This window comes from Mycobacterium sp. NGS40 (assembly GCF_059812735.1).
The window spans coordinates 145,743-170,413 of sequence record NZ_JCALDG010000013.1 but is presented as its reverse complement, the minus strand read 5'-3'; the positions used below and the strand labels follow the sequence as shown (position 1 = coordinate 170,413).

Sequence of the window (24,671 nt, the reverse complement as noted above, 5' to 3'; positions counted from 1 at the left end):
GCGCTTGTCGCGAGCAGCCGTAGGGCTGGCGGCGGCACTTGTGGTGGCGGCACTCTCCGGCTGCGGGTTCCGCGGGGCGAACTCGTTTCCGTTGCCGGGAACTCAGGGCGGTGGGCCGGGTTCGTACACCGTCCAAGCGCAGATGCCCGACGTGCAGAATCTGGAACGGAATTCCCGAGTCCGGGTCAACGATGTCACCGTCGGCAAGGTGACGAACATCGAGCTTCAGAACTGGCATGCACTGGTCACCATGACGATCAACGGTGATGTCAACCTGCCCGCCAACGCGACCGCCACGGTCGGGCAGACCAGCCTGCTGGGTTCGGTGCACGTCGAATTGGCGCCACCCGCTGGGGTCCCGCCTCAAGGCAAGCTCAAAAACGGGTCAATGATTCCGATGTCGTCAGCGGGCACCTATCCATCAACCGAAAGGACATTGGCCGCGGTTTCGTTGGTGCTCAACGGCGGCGGCCTAGGGCAGATCCAGGACATCACCAAGTCTTTAAGCACTGCTTTCACCGGCCGCGAGGCGGACCTGAGGAGCCTGCTCGGGCAACTCGATAAGTTCGTCGGGTACCTCAACGACCAAAAAGACGACATCATCGCCGCAACGGAAAGCTTGAACAACCTAACTGGTCAATTCGCCGACCAGAAGCCGGTGATCGACAAAGCGTTGAAGACCATACCGGGCGCATTGACCGTGCTGAAAGACGAGCGGACCGCCCTCGCCGATGCGCTCGGTGACGTCAGCAGATTCGGCGCACTTGCCGCTGACTCAGTCAACAAGACCAAGGAAAACCTGGTCAAGGAGCTGAGGGATCTCGGCCCGGTGCTGCAGTCACTGGCCGATGCCGGGCCGGCGCTGACCCGTGCGCTGGACTTCTACGGGACCTTCCCGTTCCCCACGAGCACACTCAGCAAATGGATGCGCGGCGACTATGCCAACCTGACAGCCGTCATCGACCTGACGCTGAGCCGGCTGGACGCGTCCTTTTTCACCGGTACCCGGTTCGAGTGCAATCTGACCGAGCTGGAACTGCAGTGGGGCCGCACCATCGGCCAGATGCCCAGCCCCTGTACTGGTGGCGGCCCATACAATCCCGGGAACCCACTGGTTGTTCCCTACCACTTCGACCAGGGGCGCTGACATCGTGCTCACTAGGCGAATCAAAATCCAGCTGATCGTTTTCGCGGTGGTCAGCCTGACCGCGGGCACCATCATGTTTTTCAACTACATGCAGATCCCGACGACGTTCTTTGGGGTCGACCGCTACACCGTGACGGTGCAGCTGCCCGAGGCTGGCGGCCTATATCCGGGCGGCAACGTCACCTACCGAGGCGTCGAAGTGGGCCGGGTGCGCGACGTGCGCCTAACCAGTAGCGGCGCCGAGGCGGAGCTCCAGTTGGACTCGGATGTCCACATCCCAGCCGACCTCAGCGCCCAGGTGCACAGCGTGTCCGCAGTCGGCGAGCAATATGTCGAACTGCTGCCACGCACCGGGAACGGCCCGTCGCTGAAAAACGGCGACGTGATCCCTGTGGACCGCACGTATGTTCCGCCGAACCTCAACTCGCTGCTGCAGGCGACCAATCGCGGGCTGAGCGTGATCCCGCGCGACAACCTCAAAACGGTGGTCGACGAATCCTATGCGGCGGTGGGCGGGCTCGGCCCCGAGCTTTCCCGGCTGGTGAATGGCACCTCGAAGCTCGCGATCGACAGCCGCAAGAACCTCGACGCACTCGTGACCTTGATTGACGGGTCAAAGCCACTGCTGGACAGCCAAATTCAGTCATCGGACGCCGTGCACGCCTGGGCCGCCCACCTGGCGACCATCACGTCGCAGCTTCGAGACAACGACTCCGCGGTCAGGGGCGTGCTTCACAAGGGCGGCCCAGCGGCCGCCGAGGCCCGGCAGCTGTTCGACCGGTTGAACCCCACGTTGCCGATCGTGCTGGCCAATCTGGTGAGTATCGGGCAGGTGGGGGTCACCTATCGGGACGACCTGGAAGCTGTCCTGGTGGAGCTGCCGCAGGGGGCGGCCGACGTCCAAGCGACCGGGGTTCCCAATAGGAACACCAAACAGCCTTACCTGGGTGGCTACCTCAGCTTCAATCTGAATCTCAACTGGCCGCCGCCGTGCACCACCGGGTTCCTGCCGCCCCAGCAGCAGCGGGCCGCCAGCTACGAGGACTACCCGGATCCGCCCAAAGGCGACCTATATTGCCGGGTACCGCAGGACTCGCTGCTCGACGTGCGCGGTGCGCGCAATCTGCCGTGCGAGACGCGTCCAGGCAAGCGCGCCCCGACCGTGAAGCTGTGCGAAAGCGACGAGACGTACGTTCCCCTGAACGACGGCTTCATTTGGAAGGGCGATCCCAACGCGACGTACACCGGTCAAGCTGTCCCCCAGCTTCGGCCGGGAGACGAGCCGCCCGGGCAGGCCCCGCCACCGTCGCCGCCCGGTCCGGCGCCACCGCCGATCGCGGCCGTCCAATACGACCCAGCCACCGGCATGTACGTTGGGCCAGACGGGCACATGTACAGCCAGACTGATCTGGCCCATGGGGCTACCAAGGAGAAAACATGGCAGAGCATGCTGATACCTCCCAAGAGGAACTGAGCGAAACGGGCCAGGCAGGGACAACCCCCGCATCCGTCCACACCGACGAGGGTTCATCGGATGTGCCTGACCGGGCCACCTCGAACGAGACGAGCGCCGAGTCGGCGCCTCCCTCGGTGGAGGCGGCGGAGGGTCTGACCGACGAGGCCGACGACTACGACGCCGCGGTTGATGACGGAGTCGCCGACGCCCCGGAAGACGCTGCACCGGAAAAGGAGCGGGCGTCGCCGTTAAGGCTGGCCGCCATATGGGGGTTGGTCACAGTTGCTTCTTTGGGGGGTTTGGCCGGTTGGTTCGGGTTTCGGCTGTATCAGTCGCACCAGGCCCAAGAACAACGTGCGCTATTGGTTCAGGTTGCAAGACAAGGGGCGCTGAACCTGACCACAATCGATTGGCAGCACGCCGACGGCGACATAAAGCGCATCCTGGACTCGGCGACAGGCACTTTCTACGACGATTTTTCCAATCGATCGAAACCCTTCATCGAGGTCGTCAAGAAAGCGCAATCGAAGTCGGTAGGAACAATCACCGAGTCGGGTTTGGAGTCGCAATCGGGCAGCGAAGCGCAAGTGCTGGTTGCCGTGTCCGTTAGAACATCGAACCTCGGTGCCGCCGATCAGGATCCGCGGCATTGGCGAATGCGAATCACCGTGCAAAAAGTTGGAAGCGATGCGAAAGTCTCCAACGTCTCATTCGTGCCATGAGGAATTTGCAGGTCGGCAAGCATCGAGTGCTAAGCCTACGAGCCAGAAGGGGAACCACCGCTGTGCCGGTCGAAATTGATTCCGCCACCGAGCAAGACGAAGCGATTGCCGCCGGCGAGACCACCGACCAGGCCGCAAGCGTAACAAGCGAACCTCAGGGGCTCGATGAGACCCACGACTCGGGCGAAACAGAAGACCTTCCTCAGTCAGGGGAAGCGTCGGTCAAGGATGAGGATACTGAAGCCGAAGACGCGAAAGACGTTGAGCTCCCAGTACGTAAGCGCAGAGTTAAATGGTCCCGAGTATTGGTATTCGGGGTGCTGCCCGTGTTGGCATTGCTGATCGCAGCGGCGGCCGGCTTCTTAAAGTGGCAGGATGCATGGGTCCGTAACTCTGGGGCCGCTGGCATCGAGTCCGTTGCAGCGGCAAAGGAATCCACCGTTGCGCTACTGTCCTACCAGCCCGACAGCGTCGAAAAGGACCTGGGGGCCGCCCGCGACCGGCTGACCGGAAAGTTCAAAGACTCCTACACACAATTGGTCCAGGACGTGGTGATACCGGGTGCCAAGAAAGACCACATCTCGGCGATTGCCACCGTTCCCGCCGCCGCCTCAGTGTCGGCGACACCAAACCACGCGGTCGCTCTGGTGTATGTAGACCAGACTGTGGCCGTCGGCAACGACGCGCCCACGGACACCTCATCGACCGTCCGGGTGACGATGGACAAGATCGGAAACCGGTGGCTGATTTCGTCATTCGACCCAGTTTGAGGCCGGTATGGGCCCAGGCAGATGTCTCCTGCGGGTCTGACTGGGTCATCCACCGTGACATGGTCGACGGATGACACTGCATAACAGTGGGTTTGAGCTGCGGCGGATCGATAAGTGCGGTGCCTCCGGAGCGGCGGGCGGCGGCGTGCTTAGCATGCCTACATGATCTCGACGCTCGAAGACGTGCTTCGTCTGCTGGACCTGCAACAGATCGATGACACAGCGTTCGTGGGCACTCAACCCGACACTCCCAACCACCACATCATCGGAAGCCAGGTCGCCGCACAGGCGTTGATGGCGGCCAGCCGGACGACACTCGGGCGACCGGCGCACAGTATGCACATGTACTTTCTGCGGCGAGGTGACGCAAGGCAGCCGATCCAGTTTGATGTGACCCCGCTACGTGACGGCGGCACCATCTCCTCACGTCGAGTGACCGCGAGCCAGTCGGGAGTCGTCCTCTTCGAGGCGCTCGCCTCGTTCACAATCATGGCCGACGACGTCGACTGGCAACAACGAATGCCGGACGTGGCGGGGCCGGACGCGGTCCATGGACTCGACGATCTATTGACGCCCTACGCCGAGGAATTCGGTGACTGGTGGCCGCAGCAAAGTCCCTTCACCATGCGGTACCTCGACGCACCGCCGCGGGTCGCCCTTGACCTCACCCACCCGCCGCCGCCGCGGCTTCGGATCTGGCTTCGTGCGAACGGCGAGGTCACCGACGATCCGTTGGTCAACAGTTGCGTGGCGGCCTATCTCAGCGCGCTCACACTGCTCGAGTGCGTGATGACGACGATGCGCACCACACCGATGGGGCCTCGACTCTCGGCGCTAGTCGACCACACCATCTGGTTTCACCGTGCTGCCGACTTTACTGACTGGCTGCTCTTCGACCAGTTCTCGCCGAGCATTGTGGGCCGCCGCGGTTTGGCGACCGGGACCCTGTACAACCGGTCGGGTGAGTTGGTGTGCAGCGCAACCCAGGAGGGTTACTTCGCTGAGCAGCGATAGTGACCGAATCAACGGCGTTGACAGCGCTGCGATTACGTGATCGCGCCGGCAATCTTGAGTTCAATAAGGCGGTCGTCGTCAATGCCCAGTTCGCGCAGTACTGCGTCGGTGTGCTCCGCGAATTGCGGCGCTCTGGTCAGGCTGGCTGGATCGTCGTCGAACTGCACCGGGCTGGCGACCAGCTTCTGCGAATGACCTTCGGCATCGACGATTTCGGCGATGCGACCGTTGGCGGTCAGTGCTTCGTCATTGGCGATTTCCCAGGCGTCCTGCACCGGGGGCCCACTGCCCTCTGCCCCTGCGTAGCAAGGCTTGGCATTCAGCGAAACTCAAGTTGCCGATCGGCGTCCGCAACGATTTGTTGAGCGGTTTCGCTGTGTTCGGTCATCGCCTCGAGCGTTGTGAACCGGGGATCTTCAGCGACATCGTGCAGATCCATCAGCCGGCAGAACTCCGGCCAGTACCGCGTCGGCTGCAACATTCACAAGGCCCCGGCATCCCGGTCGGGCCTTTTCAGTCCGAAGCCGCTGCCGACGAGATAGATGATGGCGGGGTTGATTCGGCGGACGTCGTCGACGTCGATCGACAGCTTCTTCCGCGTCGACGGCAGGTAGTTCGTCAGGAATACGTCGCTTCGCCGAATCAGTTCGTCGAGCAGGGGACGCGCCTCCGAATTGTCGAGGGCCAGCCCAACACTGCGCTTTCCGCGGTTGGGCGCCTCCATGATCGGTGCGAACGACGATCCGGGTACGGTTGCCGCGGCGCCCAACACTTTGACCAAGCCGCGCTGCGCGTCGCCGGTGACAGGATGCTCGATCTTCACCCCATCGGCGCCCTAGTCGGTGAGCACCGCGCCTGCCGAGGGAACAAAGGTGAACTGGGCGACCTCCAGCACGCGAACTCCGGTGAGCGGTTTACGCATCAGATGTCCTTCAAGTGAGGGTGGGCACGGGGCCCACTCAATGCATGATGTCTCGGACCTTCGTCTTCTCGTAGCCCTTGAGCAGCTCAGCGCTGGCGTTCTCCATGTGTCGCCGCCAATGCGCCTCGGCCTCGGCGCCGTCCCGGGCGGCCACCAAGTCGGCGAGTCGGGTGTAGGACCGCATCAGCTTGGTGTACTGAGCCTTGGGCACGACGTTCTCAACGCTGAGAAATGCGGCGGTCATATGCCTTTCGAAGATTTCGTGCAGCATGCCGACGATCACGGTCAGTGTCGCGTTGCCCGACAATTCGACCAGGCGGCGGTGCAATGCGGTGGACGCCGCGCCCAGCTTGCCCGTCTCCCACGCAGCGGGAACCTTCTCGATGAGTTCGCGTAACTCGCGGTGGGCCGCAGCGGTGCCGTCCTCTGCGAGCAGCCGGGCCGCATACGGTTCAATGCCCATCCGTGCCGTCATCACGTCGGCGAGCGTCGTTCCCGCCATCTCGAGCAGGAAGCCCGCCGGCCGCGCGACGATTTCGGGGCCCGGGACGCGAACCCGGGCGCCGGTGCGTGAGCCGCGCCGCACCTCCACGAGGCGGTCGGACTCCAAGACTCGCACCGCTTCTCGCAGTGACGGCCGGCTGACCTGAAAGTGATCCATGAGTTCGGCCTCGTAGGGGAGGAAGTCGCCGTCTTTGAGCTGTCCCTCGACGATCATCCGCCGCAACGTGTCCGCCACGATCTCGGCCGTCTTCGGCGACCGCACCGCGCCGTTATGTTGTGACGTGGTCATCGGCGCGAGCGGTTCCCGCTTGGCCATCGCGACCTCCTGAACTCGACATGTAGTACTCAGTACACCATGCAAGGCGCGCATCCGGTGCATTCGTGGCCGGCGTCAATGCAGTTGCGAAAGAACGCGCGTCGCGGCCGCACCATAGCCGGCACGTCGTTGGCGTCCGACCAGAAAGCTTGGCGGTGATGCGAATGCTAAGTCGGGCAGTCGTTTGCGAGTCGCCAGCATTTCGCGTGCCTGCGTGTCGTCGCCGCAGATCGCGATCGACCACAGCATATCGTCGGGGACGTGGTCGGCCATCGTCTCCGGATGGCCGCTGCGGAAGGCCGATCGGATCCGGGCGACCTCGTCCGTCCAGCCGTGCAGTTCGACGAGTGAGTCGTAGGTCTTCACGGTGACGTAGAAGGCGATCTGCAGCCGCGCGTCCCGGATGGCCCGGGCCGGGTCGTCGTTGTCGATCGCGGTGATCAGCCAGCCCCAGCGGCGTAGCTCGGCCGCGTCACGCCCACTTGATTCGGCGCCGCGGGCCAGTTCGGGCTCGACGAGTTCGGTCCACCAGCGATCGGTGAACAGGCCGTGCCCCAGCACACCGTCGGCGCTGCGACCTACTGTCTGCAACATGATCTTGTTGAAGGCGCCGATCAAAATGGGCACGTCCAACCGGCCGAGCACGGGTGCCCGGATGTCGGCGTCGATCGTGTAGAACCGGCCCTCGTATCGAACGCGTTCGCCGTTCTCGGCGTTCAGGAACGCCCTGATCGCCTCGATCAATTCGGCCATCCTAGGTGCGGGGTGGGTGGCGTCGACACCGAACCAGTCTTTGTTCATTCGCGAGGTGCCCGATCCAAGTCCCAAGAAGATCCTGCCCGGCGCGAGTGTCCAGAGCTGCCGCACGGCCGCGGCATGCACGAAGGGGGACCGGGCGAATGCATATGCGATTCCCGGGCCAATGTAGGCCTGCGAAGTGCCGAGGGCCATCTCGGTCGCTGTGATGTACGCGTTGAGGTCGGCGAACTCACCGGCACAAAACGCCTGCGCGCCGGCGGTCTCCGCTTGTGTTGCCAGCGCAGGCCCCGGCCAAGGCAGACCCCAGTCCATGCATCCTCACATCCATCCACAGCACATCATTAACCTAGTAAGACTAGTAATTGTACGTCCTGATTGGTCGCCGCGGGAAAATTCGCCGACCGGCACGCTCGTTTAGACAAAAGTGTCAAAAATGAGTAGCCTCGAAATAAATCTGTTCAGGTGTCCCGCGTGGAAAGGGCGTTCGGACAATGCAAACCCTGCCGAGCATGCTGCCCACCGGTTGGTTCCAGGTGGCCTGGAGCGCCGACATCGCCGTCGCCGAGGTCGTCCCACTGCACTACTTCGGCCGAGACCTGGTCGCCTTCCGGCAGCTGGACGGGGTGGTGAAGGTGCTTGACGCGCACTGCCAACATCTTGGCGCGAGCCTGGCCCACGGGGGGTGCGTCGTCGAAGAAGGCATCCAGTGCCCGTTTCACGGCTGGGTGTGGAACGGCGCCGGACGCAATGTCCACATCCCGTACCAGGATCGGCCGAATAAGGCCCGACGAGTACGTTCCTACCCGGTCGCGGAGCTCAACGACTCGATCTTGATCTGGCATGACAGCGCAGGCCGGGAGCCGCTATGGGTTGCGCCGGACGCTTTCGCGGTGCTCGGAGACCATGTCCGCTCGCGGCGGTTCCACCCCTTTGGCGCCGATTGCCGGACGCGGCATGAGCGGGTAAAGGTGCATCCCCAGGTGATCGCCGAGAACGCCGTCGATCCCCACCACTTCCAATTCGTCCATCGCACCCCGATCAGTCCCGTGGTACTGCGTGAAAGCACCGATAGCTCGACCTGGTCGGCCAAGGTCGGCTTTGGCCGGAGGTGGAGCGACGGCCTGGACCGCACCGGCGACACGATGAACACGATCGAAATCTATTGGTCAGGAATCGGGCTCAGCTACAACGGCGAACACGTCCGCGACGGAATCCGAGTCATCTCCATCTGCGCGACACCGGTGGACGACACCAGATCCGACATCTTCGCCGGCTACTGGATCAGCGAGGAACCGTCAGAAGGCCCGGATGATTTTGAGGCGCGTCTGGCCGCAGCGAAACTCGCCCTGCCCGACGACATCCGGATCTGGGAGCACCAGAAGTACCTCGAACCGCCGGGTCTGGCGACCTCGGAGGCCGCAGGCTTTCGCGCGCTGCGTCGGTGGGCGAGCGGGTTTTATCCCGAACCGGAGGCCGCCGCCGAGCCGGTCGCGCATGGTGTCTGAGGGCTCGCCCCCGCGGGTAACACGCAAGTCCGACCGCACCCGAGAGTCAATCCTGGACGCTGCGCGGACCGCGTTTGCGCGCAAGGGTTTTTCGGGCGTCACCATCAAGGACATCACTGACCTCGCGCCGGTCACCCGGGCGAACTTCTACTACTACTTCTCCGACAAGACCGAGCTTTTCATCGAGCTCGGCACCGACACCTACCGCGAAGCGCTGGCGGTTGTCGAGGCTTTCATGGAGCAGGAAAGCCCGCCCAGCCGAAAGGACGTCGAGGCCTGGGTTGCCGGCTACTTCGACTACCTCGACCGCAACGGTGCGTTCGTCATCCGCTCCACCGAGGACATGCCTCCCGATCGCAAATTCCGCGCCGCGGTCGCCCGCTCGCACCGCCGAACCGCCGCCGCGCTCGGTGAGGGCATCGCAAAGATGGCGCCGACACCGCCCGACCTTGACCCCGTGGCTACCGGGCTGGTGATTATGGCGATGCTCGAACGGTCATGGCTGATGGTTCGCCACAACGAGGTCCCGTCGACGACGCGCCAAGCGGTGCTCATGGCGGCCACCGAGATGCTGTGGCGAACGGTCAACGGTCAGACCTGACCGATGTCCATTCGTCGATGAGCTTATCGATTGTGGTCAGCCGACCGAGCACGGCAATAGTGTTGTCCAGCACCTGTTCTGCATAGTCCTTGGGGGTGCCGCCGACGGCGTCGCGCGGGACGACGAGTTCGAAACCCGCCTGCGTAACATGCCCGGCAGTGTGGGTGATCGCCAGGTTCAGCGAAACGCCGGCAAGGACGATGGTGCCCACGCCGAAGCCTTTGAGCACGGGCAGTAGTTCGGAATCGAGCGTTGGGAAAAGGCCGTGGTGGCGCGGTAACACCAGATCGGTGGGTGCCAGTAGCTCGGGAAGCACTGTAGTGGAGGCGGTTCCGGGTGCCCAGTGAGCGGTTGCGGGGCCCAGGGCCCGCCAGATGCGCGCTGTTCCGGTCGGCCGGCCGCCGAGGTTGCCCTCATAGGTCGCGTGCACAACCCGCGCGCCGAACTGGCGGGCGGAATCGAGAAGTCGGCGCACACTGGAGACGAGTTCAGAGCTGTCGGCGGCCAAAGCGGGCAAGACGGACTCGGGGCCCAGCACACCGTTCTGGCATTCCACACAGACAACGGCCGTGGTCTCGGGGTCCCATGGTGTCGGAGCCATCCCTGCACCCTAGTGCATTTTTTGACACCTATGACGAAAAATTCGGTAGATCCCTTACAAAGTATCGAGTTTCGCCTTCTTTACCACGGAAGACTCTAAGGTGAAATCGTGGAGATCCGCGATCACATCTCACCGGGTAAACCTGCCCTGGTACTCGCTCGGACCGGCACGGTGATCGACTTTGCCGAGCTGGAGAAGCGTGCCAATCGTCTGGCTCACTTCTGGTATGCAGCCGGACTTCGCGAGGGCGACACGGTTGCGGCATTACTCGAGAACAATGAACACGTCCATGCCGTGATGTGGGCGGCGCGCCGAAGCGGTCTGTACTACACGTTGATCAACACTCACCTGACGGCCGCCGAGGCCGCCTACATCGTCGACAACAGTTCAGCAAAGGCGCTGATCGGGTCACGCGCGACTCGCGACGTCTGCGAAGGCCTTGCCGAGCATTCCCCCAGGGGGTTACCTGAGCTGCTGCTGATCGCCGACGACGATCTGGACGGATGGTACCGCTACCCGGAATGTGTTGCCGACCAACCCGAGACGCCGATCCCCTACGAAAGCGAAGGCGATCTGCTGCAGTACTCGTCGGGAACCACTGGCAGACCCAAGGGGATCCGCCGTGAGCTTCCGCATCTACCACCAAGCGAAGCACCCAACATCCTGATGCCGTTGATGAATGCCGTCCGAATCACCAGCGAGTCGGTGTATCTGAGCCCGGCGCCGCTTTATCACACCGCGCCGTCGTTCTGGTCGATGGTGGTGCCGGGAGGGCACCACCATCGTGATGGAGAAGTTCGACCCGGAACATGCGCTCGAGTGCATCCAGCGCTACGGCATCACTCATGGCCAATTCGTCCCGGCGATGTTCGTGCGGATGCTCAAACTGCCTGAAGCGGTGCGCATGTCCTACGACGTTTCCAACCTGCTGCGGGTGGTGCCTGCGGCCGCGCCATGCCCGGTGGACATCAAGAAACAGATGATCGCGTGGTGGGGGCCGATCATCGACGAGTACTACGCCGCTTCGGAGGCGGTGGGAGCCTCGTTCATCCGCGCCGAGGACTGGCTGACCCACCCCGGCTCGGTCGGCCGACCCTTAGTTGGGGTCCCACACATCCTCGACGAGAGCGGCCATGAGCTACCGCCTGGTGTGCCCGGCGAGATCTATTACGAGGGAGGGCATTCGTTCCAGTACCTCAAAGACGATGCGAAGACGGCGGCGGCCCACGACGCGCACGGCTGGGTGACCGTCGGTGACATCGGCTATCTCGACGTGGACGGCTACCTCTATCTCACTGATCGCCGTCATCACATGATCATTTCGGGTGGGGTGAACATCTACCCGCAAGAAGCCGAAGACCTGCTGATCACCCATCCCAAGGTGCTCGACGCGGCAGTCTTCGGTATTCCGGATGACGAGATGGGTCAGGCTGTCAAAGGCGTGGTGCAGACGGTAGATCCGGCTGATGCCAACGACGGCTTCGCGGCAGAGTTATTGGAGTGGCTGCGAAACCGGTTGGCGCATTACAAGTGTCCGCGGTCTCTCTCGTTCGAGGCGCAGCTGCCCCGGACCGATGCCGGTAAGTTGTACAAGCAGCAGCTCGTCGGCAAGTATTCGGCGAAGGGATAGGCGATCAGCCCAGTTTCAGAGGCACGCGCTCAAGTGAAAAGGTGCTCGCGGGGAACACAATCTGCGGTTCCTCACCGACTTTCACCGAAAACTCGGGAATGCGCCGGAGCCATTCGGCCACGATCAATTTCAGCTCGAGGCGGGCCAGGTGCGACCCCAGGCAGCGGTGTGGCCCGCCACCGAAGCCCCAGTGCCGGTGCACCTTTCCATCCATCACCACGTCGTTGGTCGAGATCTCGTCGCTGTCGTCGCGATTGATGGCAGCGACACACAACCGCACCATGGTGTCGGCGGGCAGCGTGACGTCCCCGATGGTGACCTCGGTGGTGGTCACGCGGGGCAGCATCGGCGCCGGCGGCTCCAGCCGGACGATCTCCTCGACGAACACATCGATCTGGTCGGGATCGTCGCGGAGGGTGGTCCTCAGCTCCGGGTTGCGGGCGAGCTCCAGCAGTGCGGAACTCATCGCCGCGGTGACGGTGTCCAGCCCGGCCAGGACGAAAAGGAAGCTCAGGCCCATGATTTCGGCGTCGTCGAGTGGCTCCTCGCCATTGAGCAACTGAGACAAGATGTCCGGCCCGGGGTCGGCCCGCCGCGCGTTGATCGCCTCGGTGAGGTACTCGACCAATTCGAGTGCCGGCGTCAGGTCGGCATCCTCCAGTGACGGCGCTTCCGAGATCGCGATGACCGCGGTTTTCCATGCGACGAGCTTGTCGCGATCCTCCAGCGGCAGCCCGAACAAGGTCAGGAATACCTGTGAGGGGTACGGGATCGCCACGTCGGCCACGACTTCGCACTCGCCTTGTGCGGCTACCCGCTCGATGATCTCGATCGCCTGCTGCTGAAGCGAGGGCAGCATCTCTTTCAAGGTGTGCGGACTGAAGAAGGGCTGCAGGATCTTACGGAACCGGGTGTGCTCTGGCGGGTCGAACGAGATGGGCACCAACGGCAGCGGGCTGCCGAGCACGTCAAAAGCCTTCTTCGAGGAGAACAATTCAGGATCGCGCAGCGCGGCCAGCACGTCCTCGCGGTGGGTCAGATAGAAGATTCCGTCGACGGACACCACCCGCCCTGCGTCGCGAAGGACCTTCCACCCCGCCCCGCGGTCTGCCGCCATCGGCAGGCTGGCGAAGGAAAGTTCGGGTGCGCCAAGGGTTTCCACGTATGCTCCCAAAGGTTAGAACGCCGACCGGTGCAAGCCACCGTCGACTTCGATCCAACTACCGGTGAGGTAGCCGGCAGGTTCTGAGCACAGGTAGGCGATGAGCGAGGCGATCTCGCTCGGTTTGCCCATTCGCGCTGCCGGCACCCGAGCTTCGCGCAGCATGAACTCGCGTCGCTCCTGATCGGTGCTCGCGCCGAGGTGCTGCTCCAGGTAGGCCAGTGCGTTCTCAGTCTCAATCCAGCCGGGCGCGACGGTGTTGACCGTGATGCCGTACTGGGCGTACTCGTCGGAGACCGTCTTGAGCAGGCCGATCGTCGACGGCCGACTGGTGTTGGCCACTGCGTGGTGGATGTTGCCCGCCGGCTCCTTGGCGGTCGCCGACCCGATGTGCACGAATCGGCCCCAGCCCGCGGCCCGCATCGCCGGCAGAACCGCTCGCAAGAGCAGGATCTGGCTCATCGTGTGCATTTCGAAGGACTCGCGATAGACATTCACATCGGTGATGTCGGCGAAATCGCCGGGCCGCTGGTATTTAGCTTGGCCGACAACGATTAGCGGCGCCCCGTGCTGGGCCGCAATCTCGCGGACGGCGTCGGTCAGCTGCCCGTCGTCGGCCACGTCGGCAGTGACACCGATGGCAGTGCCCCCTTCGGTGCGGATTGCCTCGACCGCGGCGTCGACATCGGTCTTAGTCCGCGCCAGTATCGCAACCCGCGCACCTTCCGCGGCAAGCAGTTTGGCGACCTCGAAGCCGATTCCCTTGCTGCCGCCTACGACCAGCGCCGATCGGCCGTCGATACGGTAATGCATCCGGTGCGCCGACTAGCCTCGCCGCACGTCCATGCCGGCGTCCACCTTGAGCATGCTTCCGGTGAACGAACGGCCCGCGTCGCTGAGCAAGAAGAGGATCGTGTTGCTGACGTCGCGTGGCTCGATCAGCGGCAAGCCCGGCAGCGCGGTCTGGACCGCATTGACCATGCGAGGGTTGTCCTCAATCACCTTGAACAGAGCCGGGTTGTCAGTGATCATCGGGGTCGCGCAGTTGGTCGGCGCCACGGCATTGACGCGAATGCGGTCGGGGGCAAGCATGGCCGCATACGCGCGGACCAGGCCGACGACGGCGACCTTCGACATCAAGTAGGCATCGCTGCCGCCGCGGCCGTCGGTGAGGTCCAGCAGGGCGATCATCGAACTCGTCGCGATCAGATTGCCACCCTCACCGCGTTCCTTCATGTGGGGGATCGCCACCTGGAAAGCGTTCCACACCCCGATGAGCATGATGTCGAGCCCTAACCTCAGCGCCTCCGACGCGTCGCGCTCATCGGCGTTGGTCAGGACGACCCCGGCATTGGCGAGCACCGTGTCGACGTGGCCGAACTCGGTGACGCCCGCGTCGAATGCCTCCTGTAGCGCAGCCTTGTCGCGGACGTCGGCCTTGCGGGTCAGCATCTTCCTACCGGTCTTCTCCACCAGGCGGGCCGTCTCCTCGAGATCATCTTCGGTGCCAAGTGCATAGGGCACGATGTCGAGGTTCTCGCAGATGTCGACGCCGACGATGTCGGCACCTTGCTCGGCACACATCACCGCGTGCGAACGGCCTTGCCCGCGAGCGGCTCCGGTGATGAAGACAACCCTGCCGTCCAGTGAACCCATATCTGTAAGCCTCCAGTAGCTCGCGCTATCGGCCGCGCCCTGTGGTGGCGAGAGCGCGACGCAGTGACGTGCGCCACGTTACGCCGCGGAATTGGAATCATACAACTATTTGGCTAATTTGGTGGGCGACGGAACACTCCGAGCCTTGGAAGGGATATCACATGTCCGACAGCCCCAATGGCGGTCCACGCCCACCCGACGGTGACTGGTTGGGGAGCCCCTACCTGAGGTTCGAACGTGAAGGTGCGTTTGCTATCTGCACCCTGGACCGCCCCGAGGCGCGGAATGCGATGACGCCCGCAATGTACTTCGGGATCCGCTACGCGGTGAGTCGGGTCAATGCCGACCCCGACCTCGCGGGCCTGCTCATCACGGGCACCGGCGACGTCTTCGCGCCGGGAGGTGACCTGGGTCAGAAAGCAGCAGACAACTGGATGGACTTCGCGTCCACCCTGGGAACCGACGTCACCCCGTTCGACACGCTGCGGCAGTCGGCCAAGCCGGTCGTGTCCGCGGTCAACGGCATCTGTCAGGGTGGTGGCCTGCAGATCGCGATGTGCAGTGACCTCGCCGTGGTAAGTGATCGGGCCGTCTTCCGGGTGCCCGAATTGTTCCGTGGCATCGCCGACACGTACTACAGCCAGGTACTGGCCCGGCTCATCGGACCGGTCCGGACCAAGGACCTGATGTTCACCGGACGGACGCTGAACGCGCAGGAGGCGCTCGACTGGGGCATGGTGAGCAGGGTGGTCCCGCACGACGACCTGATGAGCGTCGCCAAGGAGTTGCTCGCGCAGTGTTGCCGGACCGCTCCGGGAGCGCGCGGGTTGGTCAAGGCGAGCCTGGACAACTACCTCGGGCTCTACGACCGGATCGGCATGACGACCAGTCTTTTCGGTCCCGAGGCAGCCGAAGGTTTCCGGGCGTTCAAGCAGAAGAACTCGCCGGACTGGGTGCACCCGAAACTTCGGGTGGAGGGCCGGTTGTAGCGCGTCGCTACAGCTGGCGCGAGGCCGGCCCGTCCGCCCATTCCGGTTACTTCGGAGTGAAGCGTTGCGCGCCGTCGAGGCGCATCACCTCGCCGTTGACGTAGCCGTTTGTCAGCAGGAACGTCGCCGCGTCGGCGAACTCGTCGGGGGAGCCGAGTCGTTTCGGGAACGGTACGTTGGCGGCGAACTTGGCGATCGCCTCTTCGCCGACCGACTCCATGATCGGCGTCTTCATCGTTCCAGGTGCAATGGTGTTGACTCGGATACCCGCCGAACTCAGGTCACGGGCGGCAGCGATGGTCAGCCCGATGACACCGGCTTTTGCGGCGGCATAGGCAGTCTGCCCGATCTGCCCTTCGTAGCCCGCAATCGAGGCGGTGAGCACCAGCGCGCCCCGCTCGCCGCCATCGCGGGGTTCTGCGGTGGCCACGGCTGCGGCCACGAGTCGGGCCATGTTGTAGGTGCCATTGAGATAGAGATCGATCGTCTTGGTGAAGCCGCCGAAGTCCGCGGGGCTGCCGTCGCGCTGGACGATCCGTTGCGCCACACCGAAACCGCCGTGCGCGACGACCGCGTAGCGCAGCTGGCCGAGCTGGTTGGCCTGCTCGATCGCGCCGAGAACGCTGTCCTCACTCGTCACGTCGGTGCTCACGAACAGCGCCCCACTGCCCAGCTCGTCGGCCAGCGCCTTACCCTTGTCGGCAGCGAGATCGGCGATCACCACGCCGAGTCCGTCGGCATGGAGCCGACGGACCGTCGCCTCGCCCAGGCCGCCCGCACCGCCGCTGACAATCGCCGACGCGCCTTCGAATTTCGCTACAGTCACCAATTCTCCTTAATTACCGTTGTTTTCCAGTTGAGCCGGATCGCCCGTCACCAAACTCCACGGATCGTCCGTCGCCAAGACCAGCCGACCGAGTCGCCGCGCGTAGTTCGCGGTCGTGCCGTAATCCCCGGTCCAGCTCTGAGCGCGCAGGGTGAACAGCCACAGCGGGTGCTCGCTGGTGACACCAATCGCACCGTGCAGCTGATGGGCGACGCTGGTGACCGGGTCGACGGCGCGGCCGACCGCGACCTTCGCGACGGTGACGGCGTAGTCGGTGTGGGGGGAAGCGAAGCCGTGCTCGGCAGCGGCGGCGACAGCCAACTCCGCAGCAGCACGGGCTCTTTCGATTTCCCCGGCCATCCCGGCCAGTGACTGTTGCACGGACTGGAAGGCGCTGAGCGGACGACCGAACTGGACGCGCTGGCGGGTGTGCTGCACCGACAGCGCTGCGGCCGCGTCCAGCACCCCGATGGTCTGCACACAGCGTGACCATGCGCCGCGCCGAGCCAGCTCGGCGCCGAGCGCCGGGTCCACGTCATGCAACTGGTCGGCCGGCACGTCGAACACGAGCGAATCGCGGGGTTCGCCCGCTAGGTTGTGACCTTCCCGCAGTTGGCCGGGGATCACGTCGATGACACCGATCCGCAGGCCGGCGGGTGTGGTGACGGCCAGCAGGGCGGCGGCGCACGCTCGCGCCCACGGCACCGCGTCCGCGGTGCCGGTGATCCGGTCGCCGTCGACTTCGCCATCGGCGACCGCAACGGTCAGCGGGCCGCTGGGTAGCTCGATTCCGACCTGCTGGCCGAGCCAGCCGGCAAGCGCGTCGGTTTCTGCCAACGGCACCGCACCAGCGTGGCGGGCCAGGCCGTAGAGCGCAATGGCCAGCTCGTGCGGGCCGGCTCCCATGTCCGGCGTGCTGGTCAGCCTGGCCAGCCCGGTTTCCTCGAGGTTGCGCCAGAGCTCGGTGTCGAACTGGTCGGGGATGCCGCGATGGCCCAGACCGGCGTCGTAGGAGCGCCGCCCAAGGTCGTCGACCAGCTGACGCAGCTGCGTGTCGTCGTCCTTAGACCCTGTCACGGCGAAAACCCCGCCAGCGAGCGCGCTCATCGCAGCCCCATTCCGCGGGCGATCACGCCGCGCAACACCTCGTTGGTACCGCCGCGCAGGGTGAACATGGGCTTGTGCAGCCACGCGGTGCTCAGCATCGTCTCCAGCTCGGAATTCGGTGGCACTGCCTCGAGCAGATCGGCGATCAATCCCACGGATTCGGCTTCGAAGCGGGTGCCGAGGTCCTTCACCAGCGCGGCCTGATTCGCCGCATCGCCGCCGTCGGTGAGCGTGCGGGCCACCGACAACGAGAGCTGCCGCAGCGAGATCAACCGCGCCATCAGGTCGCCGATGTCGGCCGCGGTGCGGTCATCGGGCACCGGCCCACGACCGAGTGCGCGAATGGCGGCGAACAGTAGAGGGCCGGTGGAGAGGATCCGCTCGGGCCCGCTGCGTTCGAACGACAGCTCGGAGGTGACCTGGTGCCAGCCGTTGCCGACCTCGCCGAGCACATCGGCATCGGCTACGAAGACCTGATCGAACAGCACCTCGTTGAAGTGATGTGCGCCCGACATCAAGATGATGGGTTCGATTCGGACGCCCTCGGCATCGCACGGCACCAGGAACTGGCTGAAACCGGCGTGGCGATGTTCGGGATCCGGCGGGCTGGTGCGGGCCAGCACGACGACCTGGTGCGCATGGTGGGCGCCGCTGGTCCACACCTTGCTGCCAGAGAGTAACCAGCCGCCGTCGGCGCGGATGGCTTTGGTTTGCACGGCGGCAAGGTCGGACCCGGCACCGTGCTCGCTCATGCCGATCGACGAATAGAGCTTGCCGGCAACAATTTTGGGCAACAACCGTTCGCGCTGCTCCTCATTGCCGTAGGTCAACAGACCCGGTGCGACCTGGCGATCGGCGGTCCAGTGCGCCGCCACGGGCGCACCCGCCGCGATCAGCTCCTCGGTCACCACATAGCGGTGCAAATACCCGAGACCGTGGCCGCCGTATTGCTTCGGGATGGTCAGGCCGACGAATCCGGCGGCGCCCAGCCGCGCTGAGAACTCCTGGTCCCACCCGGCCAGCCACGAGTCGACGCCGGGCTGCCACCCGAATTCAGCGCGGTCGGACTCCAAGAAGTCGCGCACGGCATGCCGCAGCTTGACCAACTCGGGCACACGGGCGCTCAACGCGTCGAACGAATTCACCACAGCCGCTTCCTAAACCGTAGGGGCCGGGGCCGACAGCAGGTAGAAGTTGGGCTTCAGGTCATCCTCGCTCGCGGCCAGTAGGTACTCCGAGAGGTCGGCGCGGCCCTCTTCGCGAAGGATGTCCTCGTCGGTGTAGAAGTGGCCGCTGCACGCCGCGGCGGGACGGGTGACCAGCGCGTGCACCGCCTCGGCCATGATCTGCGGGCTGCGGGCCTGCGCCCGCACCGCCTCCTCTCCCAACGCGACCATCATCCCCGTACTGGCGATCGTGGTGGCCGGCCACACCGAATTCACCGCGATCGGCACCGAGGCGAACTCTGCGGCCCACCCCAAGGTCAGCAGGCTCTGGGCGTACTTGCCCACCGTGTGCCCGACATGGGCGCCAACCCACCTGGGGTCCAGGTTCAGCGGGGGAGCGACGTTGACCACGTGCGCGTTGTCGGACCGGCGCAAGTGCGGAAGTGCGGCCTGCACAATCGCGAACGGCCCTTCGACATTGACCTCCAGCAGCCGGCGCAGGCTCTTGGGCGGTAGCTGCGCGGTCGGCCGCAGATCCAGGGCTCCGGCATTGTTGATGACGACGTCGATGCCGCCGAACGCGTCAGCTACCGCGTTGACGGCTGACGCGACCGCAACCGGGTCGCGCACATCGCAGGTCAGCGGGAGCGCCCGGCCGCCCGCGCGGTGCACGGCGTCCGCGGTCTCGCCAAGGGTGCCCGCGATCTTGGGATTCGGCGTGTCAGTCTTGGCCAGCAAAGCCACGGCGGCACCGTCTTCGGCGATCCGCTCGGCGATGGCGGCGCCGATGCCGCGGCTGGCACCTGTTACCAGCACGACGCGACCCTTCAGACTGCGAGGATGGTGATTGCCCACGTTTGGTTGACCTTCCGTCCGTCGCTAGGCCGTGCCGTCGAATGGTATAACTATATAGCTAGTTAGTTGCGCGATGTAACGGGCGCTCATCCACAAAAGCGGGGATCTATGACTCGGGTCTTTTCGGTCGGCACCTATTCGCCACCCTGGACTGTGCGCGACCGCCGGGTCAAGGGACCCGACGAGGACGCGCTGACCATGGCCGTCGCCGCCGGTCGCGCCGCCGATCCCGGCGCCACGGCGCAACGCGTGGTGCTGGTGTCACGTGACTTTCCGCTGCTGGAAGGCGGCAACGGCGCGGTGCTATTGGCCGCGTTGTCCCTACCGGCCGACACCCCCGTCGCCGAGGTCCTCGGCGGTGCGCCCGCGGTGCTGGACCAAATCAGCGGCGCCGGCGACAGCACCCTGGTGATCGCCGCCGACGACAACGACCTCGCGGCGGGGGCCGGCGCTGTCCTCACGGGCGACGGCGGCACCACGCTGACCCCGGCGGCGCGCCAGACGCGAAGTCTGCCGCTGACGGCCCGAGGGGAGGACGGCGCGCGCCATGCCTACGTCGACCCCCGGCTGCAACGCGAGGTGGGGGTGCGTGCCACCCTGACCCGACTGGGCCTGACCGGAACCCCGGCGCTCGCCGCCGTGGCAGGCGTGCCGCTGGCGCAAATCGCGAGCGACTTCGACACATCGCGGGCAGTTGCCGAGCCCACCGTCTCCGCCGCGGCGATCATCCGACTGCTGGCCGACGCGATCGAGGCCGGCACCTCGGGCCTGTTGCTCGCCGTCGAGCAGTCCAGCATCAGCGCGGCCGACCTCGCGGTAGCGGGCACCAACACCCGGATCGCCCGCGATGAGTTCCCGGCGCGGGAGCTACCCAAGACGCGGGTTGCCGACGGCATCGGCATCCCAATCTCGATGCCCGCGTACGCGCGGGCCTTCGAGCCGAAAATTCGCTGGGAGGCAGCGGTTTTCGACGAGAGCCCAGGAATCGATGCCGCGCCGCAGTTCCCACCCCGGTTGCGAGTCGACAATGCCGGACGGTTGGCGGCCGAATATCGGCTCGAGTCGCTGCCGCGCACCGGCACCGTCTACACCCACACCACGGTGCGGATTCCGGTACCCGACCTGCCCAGCCCGTACTCCCTGGCCGTCGTTCAGCTCGACGACAGCCCGGTGCGGGTGCTGCTGAAAGTCACCGGCGTGCCCGCGGGCGAGGCGACGATCGGTCAGCCGGGCTCCGTAGTGTTGCGCAGGATCGCCATTCGCGCGGGTATTCCCGATTACGGTTACGCATTCTGGCCCGGACGGACGCTGCAAGGAGCGGTTGCATGAGAAATGTCGCCATCGTCGGCGCGGGGATGACGCCCTTCGCCGAACACTTCGAGCTCGGCGTCAAGGATCTCATTCCGATGGCCTACGCCGAGGCGGTTGCCAAGGTTGACAAGGGTGTTCAGAAGTCGGAGATCCAGGCCGCGTGGTTCGGCGAGCTAGCGACCACCGACGGGTTCCCGTCCGGCATTTTGGCCGACACCTTGGACTTGACGGACATTCCAGTGACGCGCGTCGAAAATGCCTGTGCCACCGGTAATGATGCGATTCGCAACGGAACGTTGGCCATCGCCTCCGGCCTCTACGATGTGGTCCTAGTGGTCGGGGCCGACAAGGTTCGCGAAACCTCCTCGAACACCACGTTCTGGGACTGGGCCGCGATGACCCGCGACAACGCATGGGACTACCCGCTGGGGCTGGTTGCGCCGGCCAACTTCGCGCTGCACGTGATGCGATATCTGCACGAGTCGCCGGCGACCAAAGAGCACATGGCGATGGTGGCGGTGAAGAACCACTTCCACGCCGTCAAGAACCCGAAAGCTCAACTGCGCTACGAGATCACCGTCGAGCAGGCGCTGGCCGCGCCGATCGTGGTCGAACCCTTCGGGCTCTACGACTGCACCCCGCAGAGCGACGGCGCCGCCGCAGTGATCTTGGCCGCCGAGGACGTCGTCGACCACTACACCGACCGTCCCGTCTGGGTTCGCGGCGTCGGGCTGGGTATGGACCGGGTGATGCACCAGCACAAGACGGACATGACCACGTTTCCGCCGACGGTGCGTGCCGCCAAGGCCGCGATGGCGATGGCCGGTGTGACGCCGCGCGACATCGACGTCGCCGAGGTCCACGACTGCTTCACCGGCGTCGAGCTCATCAGCTACGAAGATCTGGGGTTCGCCAACCGCTTCGAGGCCTACAAGCTGGTGGAAGGCCGCGAACACTATGTGGGCGGATCGATTCCGATCAACCCAAGCGGCGGGCTGAAGGCCAAGGGGCATCCGCCGGGAGCTACCGGCGTGGCGCAGTGCTACGAACTGTTCAACCAGCTTCGCGGAGAAGCCGAGAATCAAGTCGACGGCGCACGAATCGCGTTAGCGCACAACATCGGCGGGCCGACCGCGGTCTCCGCGGTCACCGTCCTTTCCAACCAGAAGAACTGATAGGACCATCAGATGACCACTTCCGAGATCGCCACCCTACCCGGTTACGAAGAGTTTGCGCCGTGGCTGCTGGTGGAGAAGACCGGCAACGTGCACGTGATCAGCATCAACCGGCCGGAGGCGTTCAACGCCGTCAACGAGGAGGTGCACCACGCATTCGCGACGATCTGGCGGGTATTGGCCGCCGACGACGACGTGCGCGCGGTGGTGACAACCGGTGTCGGAAAAGCATTTTCGGCGGGCGGCGACATGGTGATGTTCGGGCGCCTCATCGAGGACCCGGTGGCACGTCAGTTTCAGATCACCGAGGCCCGCACGGTGTTTCTCGAGGTGATCAATTTCCCCAAGCCGCTGGTGTCGGCCGTCAACGGCCCGGCTGTGGGGCTTGGCTGCTCGATCGCTTTGTTGAGCGACTTCCTGGTGATGGGGGAGAACAGCTACCTGGCCGACCCGCATGTCGCGGTCGGCTTGGTTGCCGGCGACGGCGGTGCCGCGATGCTGCCGCTGCTGATCGGCCTGATGAAAGCCAAAGAGTATGTGCTGCTGGGGGATCGGATCACCCCGGCCATCGCGGACAAGCTGAACCTCGTCACCAAGGTGGCCACCGACGACACCGTGCTCGACGAGGCGCTCGCGATCGGCGAGCGACTCGCCGGTCTGCCGCCCCAGGCGCTGCGCGCCAGCAAGGTCGCGATGAACATGCACCTGTCGCGGGCCGCGCTCGGCGTGCTGGAGTACGCGCTGGCCGAGGAATACACGTCGTTCACAACTCCGGAGTTCCAGGAGCGGGTGGCCGCGTTTCGGGCGCGCTCGAAGAAGTAGCTTCCAGGGGCCGGCGCGGGAGCGGTCAGCGGTAGGCGGTCACTCGCGCGGTGATCGCCACCTTGCCGTCGTCGCCGATGGCCTGCGCATCGCTCACACCGGTGTTGCGGCCTATCCGCATCGCCGTGCCCTCATAGCGGGATTCGGCGCCGGCGAAAAACGGGCGAAGAAAGTTCACTCGCAGCGAGCCGGTCTGCAGCAGACCGTCGGCGGGGTCCCGGTTTAGCGCCGCCGATGCCGCGAGCTCCAGGCCGGCGGCGGCGACGCCCCCGTGCACGATGTCGATGTCGTTGTTCAGGTTGCGGTCCACACGCTGCGCCAGCACCGTCGCCGGACCATCCTGCGCAACGTGCACCGCCATCAAGTCGGCGAAAGTGGTCTCGCCCGACCGGCGCAGCGTCTCCGGCCGTTGCTGGGGGACGACGTCGCCGGCGTGGATGAAGAACGATCGCACGATGCCGGTGCCGATAACCGTGCCGCGATAGGTCAGTGTGCAGATTCCCAGCGACGTGGCACCCAGTGGACCCGGCGAGTGCGCGCTGGCCAGCACTGTGCCGTCGAGGTCACCGACATCGGGGCTGAGGTCCATCGACAGCTCGCTTGACACCGTCCACTGGCCTGGCCGTCTGCGGTAATGGTTGACGATCCCGGCGGCGGCGTCGACGAGGATCGCCAAGGGGCCCACAGTGGGAGCGCCGGTGTACGGATTGCGGAATCGGTGCATCGGCATCGACAGCACGGCGATGGCCTTGGCCGGGTGTGATTCGACGTATTCGATACCGAACCGGACCTGTATCGAGTCCGGTGTCTCGAGATCGTGCTGGTTTACCTGTTCGTCGACGCCGGTCATTCGAGAAGGTCTACGACAGTGGACAATTCGGCCCCGGTCAGGACGAACTCCTCTGCCTTTTGCAGATGGCGCTTCCAGAGCTCGCCGGCCTTCTCGGCGTCGCCGTCCTTGATCATGTCCAGCACCATCCGGTGAGTCTTGGCCGAGCGGCGGACCGCCTGCTCGGCTCGCGTCCCCTTGGTGGGCTGCAGCGACCGGTTGGCCTTCTCGATGATGTGATGCAGCATGTCGCTGACGATTTGCAGGGTGCTGTTGCCCGACAACCGCGCGATCGCGGCGTGGAAGTCGGTGAGCTGATCAACGGCTTCGCTGCCGGGATTCAGCTGCGATTCGCGTTCGACGATCTGCTCGAGTTCGGCGATCACCTTGGGATTGCGGTCCTTGGCCAACTGCTCGACCATCGGAACCTCGAGCGTCACTCGTGCGTCGTAGACGTCCTTCACCGTGACGCCTTCGTATTCGAGGATCAAGCCGGCGTAGCGGGCGAGCGTTTCGCGCCGGGGGCGCGTGACGCGGGCCCCACCGCGTACCCCACGCTGAACCTGAATCAGCGACTCCGATTCGAGCACGCGGAACGCTTCTCGCAGCGTTGGCCGGGACACGCCGAAACGCTCCATCAGCTCCGATTCCGGCGGCAACATGGTGCCTTCGGTGATCTCGCCGCGGATGAACATCCGCCGCAGCACCGTGGCCACCCGATCGGCCATCTTCGGTTCTCGAAGACTGGTGACCTCCATTGCAACCTCCGCCGCTGCGAATATGCGAATTAACTAACCATTTAGCAGGTTAGCCGAAATAGCCGGTT

General features: G+C 64.8%; 23 protein-coding genes and 2 pseudogenes. 12 read left to right on the top strand and 13 right to left on the bottom strand.

Annotation, left to right across the window (positions count from 1 at the left end; genetic code table 11):
• The first annotated feature begins 4 nt into the window (after positions 1–4).
• The 5 genes from AC5Y5O_RS20600 to AC5Y5O_RS20580 all read left to right on the top strand — a co-directional run bounded on the left by AC5Y5O_RS20600 (position 5) and on the right by AC5Y5O_RS20580 (position 5,109).
• Positions 5–1,147, top strand: a complete 1,143-nt coding sequence (locus AC5Y5O_RS20600) for a virulence factor Mce family protein (protein ID WP_036473653.1) — start codon at positions 5–7, stop codon at positions 1,145–1,147.
• Position 1,148: 1 nt separating this feature from the next.
• A complete protein-coding gene (locus AC5Y5O_RS20595) occupies positions 1,149–2,621 on the top strand; it encodes an MCE family protein (protein ID WP_036474118.1) in 1,473 nt (490 codons plus the stop codon).
• The gene (locus tag AC5Y5O_RS20590) at positions 2,585–3,325 is read left to right on the top strand and encodes an Rv1363c family protein (protein ID WP_036474120.1); all 741 of its coding nucleotides are present in this window, start codon (positions 2,585–2,587) and stop codon (positions 3,323–3,325) included. Before AC5Y5O_RS20595 ends, AC5Y5O_RS20590 begins: the two co-directional genes overlap by 37 nt.
• A 62-nt stretch (positions 3,326–3,387) precedes the next feature.
• The gene (locus AC5Y5O_RS20585) at positions 3,388–4,095 is read left to right on the top strand and encodes an Rv1363c family protein (protein ID WP_036473655.1); all 708 of its coding nucleotides are present in this window, start codon (positions 3,388–3,390) and stop codon (positions 4,093–4,095) included.
• Positions 4,096–4,257: 162 nt separating this feature from the next.
• Positions 4,258–5,109, top strand: a complete 852-nt coding sequence (locus AC5Y5O_RS20580; RefSeq protein ID WP_036473658.1) for an acyl-CoA thioesterase — start codon at positions 4,258–4,260, stop codon at positions 5,107–5,109.
• Between the two features lie 32 nt (positions 5,110–5,141).
• Here AC5Y5O_RS20580 and AC5Y5O_RS20575 read toward each other — a convergent pair.
• The 3 genes and pseudogenes from AC5Y5O_RS20575 to AC5Y5O_RS20565 form a co-directional block, all read right to left on the bottom strand.
• Positions 5,142–6,031: pseudogene (locus AC5Y5O_RS20575) on the bottom strand (CoA transferase).
• Between the two features lie 37 nt (positions 6,032–6,068).
• On the bottom strand, positions 6,069–6,851 hold the full coding sequence (locus AC5Y5O_RS20570; protein ID WP_023862278.1) for a FadR/GntR family transcriptional regulator: 783 nt from the start codon (positions 6,849–6,851) through the stop codon (positions 6,069–6,071).
• A gap of 75 nt (positions 6,852–6,926) precedes the next feature.
• Positions 6,927–7,922, bottom strand: coding sequence for an LLM class flavin-dependent oxidoreductase (locus tag AC5Y5O_RS20565; protein WP_036473664.1), 996 nt, complete (start codon positions 7,920–7,922; stop codon positions 6,927–6,929).
• Between the two features lie 179 nt (positions 7,923–8,101).
• Between AC5Y5O_RS20565 and AC5Y5O_RS20560 the strand changes: the two genes are divergently transcribed.
• Positions 8,102–9,115 (top strand): Rieske 2Fe-2S domain-containing protein, encoded by a 1,014-nt coding sequence (locus tag AC5Y5O_RS20560; RefSeq protein WP_036473666.1) that lies wholly within the window; start codon positions 8,102–8,104, stop codon positions 9,113–9,115.
• Positions 9,105–9,716 (top strand): TetR/AcrR family transcriptional regulator, encoded by a 612-nt coding sequence (locus tag AC5Y5O_RS20555; protein WP_036473667.1) that lies wholly within the window; start codon positions 9,105–9,107, stop codon positions 9,714–9,716. The genes AC5Y5O_RS20560 and AC5Y5O_RS20555 overlap by 11 nt, the downstream gene beginning before the upstream one ends.
• Here the strand turns inward: AC5Y5O_RS20555 and AC5Y5O_RS20550 are convergent.
• Positions 9,700–10,317: an isochorismatase family protein gene (locus tag AC5Y5O_RS20550; RefSeq protein WP_036473669.1), complete on the bottom strand. Its 618-nt coding sequence runs from the start codon at positions 10,315–10,317 to the stop codon at positions 9,700–9,702. The two genes, AC5Y5O_RS20555 and AC5Y5O_RS20550, sit on opposite strands and share 17 nt — an antisense overlap.
• 108 nt (positions 10,318–10,425) lie before the next feature.
• On the opposite strand from AC5Y5O_RS20550, the pseudogene fadD4 reads away from it, so the two are divergent.
• A pseudogene (gene fadD4, locus AC5Y5O_RS20545) lies at positions 10,426–11,947 on the top strand (fatty-acid--CoA ligase FadD4).
• A gap of 4 nt (positions 11,948–11,951) precedes the next feature.
• On the opposite strand, the gene AC5Y5O_RS20540 reads toward fadD4, so the two are convergent.
• The 3 genes from AC5Y5O_RS20540 to AC5Y5O_RS20530 are packed head-to-tail and all read right to left on the bottom strand — an operon-like array spanning position 11,952 to position 14,765.
• A complete protein-coding gene (locus AC5Y5O_RS20540) occupies positions 11,952–13,064 on the bottom strand; it encodes a cytochrome P450 (RefSeq protein WP_232232266.1) in 1,113 nt (370 codons plus the stop codon).
• 60 nt (positions 13,065–13,124) lie between these two features.
• The gene (locus tag AC5Y5O_RS20535) at positions 13,125–13,922 is read right to left on the bottom strand and encodes an SDR family oxidoreductase (protein WP_036473673.1); all 798 of its coding nucleotides are present in this window, start codon (positions 13,920–13,922) and stop codon (positions 13,125–13,127) included.
• Between the two features lie 12 nt (positions 13,923–13,934).
• Positions 13,935–14,765 carry a mycofactocin-coupled SDR family oxidoreductase gene (locus AC5Y5O_RS20530; RefSeq protein ID WP_036473675.1) on the bottom strand — a complete coding sequence of 277 codons (831 nt, stop codon included), beginning with the start codon at positions 14,763–14,765 and terminating at the stop codon, positions 13,935–13,937.
• A 161-nt stretch (positions 14,766–14,926) separates the two neighbouring features.
• On the opposite strand from AC5Y5O_RS20530, the gene AC5Y5O_RS20525 reads away from it, so the two are divergent.
• Positions 14,927–15,754, top strand: coding sequence for an enoyl-CoA hydratase/isomerase family protein (locus AC5Y5O_RS20525; protein ID WP_036473677.1), 828 nt, complete (start codon positions 14,927–14,929; stop codon positions 15,752–15,754).
• Between the two features lie 46 nt (positions 15,755–15,800).
• On the opposite strand, the gene AC5Y5O_RS20520 is transcribed toward AC5Y5O_RS20525, so the two are convergent.
• Genes AC5Y5O_RS20520 through AC5Y5O_RS20505 form a run of 4 tightly spaced genes read right to left on the bottom strand, consistent with a single transcriptional unit; the run spans position 15,801 to position 19,708 of the window.
• On the bottom strand, positions 15,801–16,580 hold the full coding sequence (locus tag AC5Y5O_RS20520) for an SDR family oxidoreductase (RefSeq protein ID WP_036473679.1): 780 nt from the start codon (positions 16,578–16,580) through the stop codon (positions 15,801–15,803).
• Between the two features lie 9 nt (positions 16,581–16,589).
• Complete coding sequence (locus AC5Y5O_RS20515) at positions 16,590–17,687, bottom strand: acyl-CoA dehydrogenase family protein (RefSeq protein ID WP_036473681.1); 1,098 nt, start codon at positions 17,685–17,687, stop codon at positions 16,590–16,592.
• The gene (locus tag AC5Y5O_RS20510) at positions 17,684–18,835 is read right to left on the bottom strand and encodes an acyl-CoA dehydrogenase family protein (protein ID WP_084163671.1); all 1,152 of its coding nucleotides are present in this window, start codon (positions 18,833–18,835) and stop codon (positions 17,684–17,686) included. Before AC5Y5O_RS20510 ends, AC5Y5O_RS20515 begins: the two co-directional genes overlap by 4 nt.
• 9 nt (positions 18,836–18,844) lie before the next feature.
• A complete protein-coding gene (locus AC5Y5O_RS20505; RefSeq protein WP_096290766.1) occupies positions 18,845–19,708 on the bottom strand; it encodes an SDR family oxidoreductase in 864 nt (287 codons plus the stop codon).
• A gap of 108 nt (positions 19,709–19,816) precedes the next feature.
• On the opposite strand from AC5Y5O_RS20505, the gene AC5Y5O_RS20500 reads away from it, so the two are divergent.
• Genes AC5Y5O_RS20500 through AC5Y5O_RS20490 form a run of 3 tightly spaced genes read left to right on the top strand, consistent with a single transcriptional unit; the run spans position 19,817 to position 23,016 of the window.
• Complete coding sequence (locus AC5Y5O_RS20500; protein WP_036473683.1) at positions 19,817–21,037, top strand: Zn-ribbon domain-containing OB-fold protein; 1,221 nt, start codon at positions 19,817–19,819, stop codon at positions 21,035–21,037.
• Complete coding sequence (locus AC5Y5O_RS20495) at positions 21,034–22,194, top strand: thiolase C-terminal domain-containing protein (protein ID WP_036473685.1); 1,161 nt, start codon at positions 21,034–21,036, stop codon at positions 22,192–22,194. Before AC5Y5O_RS20500 ends, AC5Y5O_RS20495 begins: the two co-directional genes overlap by 4 nt.
• 12 nt (positions 22,195–22,206) lie before the next feature.
• Positions 22,207–23,016, top strand: coding sequence for an enoyl-CoA hydratase/isomerase family protein (locus AC5Y5O_RS20490; protein WP_036473687.1), 810 nt, complete (start codon positions 22,207–22,209; stop codon positions 23,014–23,016).
• Positions 23,017–23,041: 25 nt separating this feature from the next.
• Here the strand turns inward: AC5Y5O_RS20490 and AC5Y5O_RS20485 are convergent, their stop codons facing one another.
• Together AC5Y5O_RS20485 and AC5Y5O_RS20480 are read right to left on the bottom strand one after the other, a co-directional pair.
• Complete coding sequence (locus tag AC5Y5O_RS20485) at positions 23,042–23,866, bottom strand: PaaI family thioesterase (protein ID WP_036473690.1); 825 nt, start codon at positions 23,864–23,866, stop codon at positions 23,042–23,044.
• Positions 23,863–24,603 (bottom strand): FadR/GntR family transcriptional regulator, encoded by a 741-nt coding sequence (locus AC5Y5O_RS20480; protein ID WP_036473692.1) that lies wholly within the window; start codon positions 24,601–24,603, stop codon positions 23,863–23,865. Before AC5Y5O_RS20480 ends, AC5Y5O_RS20485 begins: the two co-directional genes overlap by 4 nt.
• Between the last annotated feature and the right edge of the window lie 68 nt (positions 24,604–24,671).